The following is a 2,318-nucleotide window of genomic DNA, read 5'->3' as shown; positions in this document are numbered from 1 at the left end:
CCTATCTCTTGTATACGGAAATAGCTGTGCGGACGGTGAGCTACGCGTCCGAGAAGCCCGCTGGCGGAGGCACAAATCAGGCTCTGCAAGACCTTCAGGCTGAGCTCGAATCATTGGGTGTAAATCTGACGGATGATCTTTCCACGCGACTTGAGTCCGCGGTTCTGGCGCTCACTGCGGATGCGCGTCGTGACGGCGAAACCATTCAGGCCTTCATCAGTCGCCAGTTGCGCTCACACAGGCTCGCGCGCCTTCGAGACCTCATCCTTTTGACGCTCAAGGACTTCAAGCGCGTCGCGGTCCTGATCGACAATTTAGACAAGGCATGGGAGCGGGGTGCCGACTACGAGGTGATGTCGAAATTTCTGCTGTCCCTCCTAACGGCCATCGGCAGGGTGGAGAAGGACTTCGCAAAGCCAGTGGGCGGCGCCGCGCCCGTAAACGTCACCCTGACCGTGTTTCTTCGCACAGACATTTATGACGCCATATCCAAGTACGCGCGAGAGCCAGACAAGATTCGGGTCCTATCCGTCTACTGGCATGACCATGAGTTGTTAGTTCGAGTGCTGGAGGAACGTTACGCTGCCAATCGATCGCGGAAGGCGTCGAAGACATTCGATATGTGGTCGGAGGTGTTCGGCCCTGACGTTCATGGCATGACGACTCGTGACTATTTCCTGTGGCGGACCCTCCCGCGCCCACGCGACTTCATTTACTTCGCCAACGAGGCTCTCAAAACCGCGATCAACCGGAAGCACCGGATCATTGGCGAAGACGACATAATCTTCGCCGAGGAGCAATACTCGCGGTTCGCCGTGGAGGCATTGCTCGTCGAAAGCGAAGCCGAGGGGTTCGACCTCGAAGAAGCTCTATACGAGTTCGCAGGTGTTGATTCAACTCTCACCATAGGCGAGCTCAACGACTTGCTGCAGCAATACGAGAACAGAGACCAGATCCGTGACTGGTTGGTTCGAAGTTCGTTCCTAGGACTAGAGGTCAGTCCTGGCGCTTTCAAGCATGTTGAAGGCGAGACGTCGGCCCGCCGACAGATGAAGGTAGCAAAGCGTGTTGCGGACAAGGCCGGTCTCCCAGAGAGATTCCGGGTGCATCCCGCATTCAGACGTTATCTGGAAGTTCGCGATGATGATATTCACGATCAATCGATCGTCGATATCACTTTGGACGACGGCACGGCGGAGGCTGGATCCTAAGGCGTCAGCAGTGTCGGTGGCGGAGTGTTCCGTGTGGGTATCGAGGAGGGCAGGTCATTTCGTGGGTAGCGTCACTACGTATGATGCGTCGGGCGGGCGCCGCTATCGGAAGCCGGACCATAGCCAGACCGACAAGCGCGGGTTCCGCACCAGACGCGACGCGGAGCTGTTCCTCGCTTCCGTCGAGGTCGCGAAGAATAGCGGCCGCTACATCGACCCAACTCGTGCTCGCGTGAGCATCGGCGACTGGATGAACAAGTGGGTCGAGACCCGCACCGACTTGCGCCGCTCGACGTTCGACCGGCTCGAAGGCGTCGTCCGGCTGCACATCGTCCCGAGTCTCGGGGCGATCGCCATAGGCGACATGACCCGCTTCGACGCTCAGCTATGGGCCTCGAAGCTCACCGCCACGCAGAGTCCCGACTCGGTGAGGAAGATCGTCAACTTGCTCCCTGCCGGCCTACAACTCGCGGTCGACGACGGGCGTCGCCCGGTGAACGCAGCGGTGCGGCTAAACCTGCCGAGGCAGTCGAAGTCGCACAAGAAGTTTCTTACCCACGAGCAAGTTGCAGCGCTCGCCGAGGCCGTAGAGGCGAAACCTGCAGGGGAGGGGTTCGGCTTGTTGATTCTCGTGCTCGCGTACACCGGGCTGCGGTGGGGCGAACTGTCCGGACTGCGCATGTGCGACCTCGACTTCCGTCGATGACGCATCGAGGTGCGCACGACGATGGTTTAGGTCGACAGCCACATGGAGGAGCCGAGCCCCAAAGACTACGAGGAGTGGTCGATCGTGGTGCCGGAGTTCAGCCTTGAGCAGGTCTCTATCCATGTTGAAGAGAAGAGCTTGAACGATGACGTCCTCGTGAGCTCTACATCCGGTTCGGTGCTGCGTAACTGCGCATTCCGCCGCGGGTGGTTCAACTACGTGGCGGAGCGCCGGGGCATCCCGGGACTGACGCCGTGCGGGATGTGCCATACATCTGCCATACGTCGCCCAACCGGGTGGGCAGGTGCCGGGAGTCATGCGATGGATGCTGTGACGCGGCCAGGGCATAAGGACGGGCGTTTGGGACTGGGGGGAGGTTGCGCGGGGCCCGACTGTCCCGA

2 protein-coding genes are annotated in these 2,318 nt (G+C 60.0%); both read left to right on the top strand.

Annotated elements, in window-relative coordinates:
• Window positions 1–1,211, top strand: a 1,211-nt coding sequence (locus tag RMN95_RS05585; protein ID WP_309615960.1) for a P-loop ATPase, Sll1717 family, incomplete at its 5' end; no start/stop codon positions are given.
• A gap of 61 nt (window positions 1,212–1,272) precedes the next feature.
• Window positions 1,273–1,917 (top strand): hypothetical protein, encoded by a 645-nt coding sequence (locus RMN95_RS05580; protein ID WP_309615959.1) that lies wholly within the window; start codon window positions 1,273–1,275, stop codon window positions 1,915–1,917.
• Window positions 1,918–2,318 lie beyond the last annotated feature (401 nt).

Source organism: Salinibacterium sp., assembly GCF_031364185.1.
Taxonomy (GTDB): Bacteria; Actinomycetota; Actinomycetes; order Actinomycetales; family Microbacteriaceae; genus Rhodoglobus.
The sequence above is the reverse complement of the archived record's forward strand: the minus strand, read 5'-3'. Positions and strand labels throughout refer to the sequence as shown.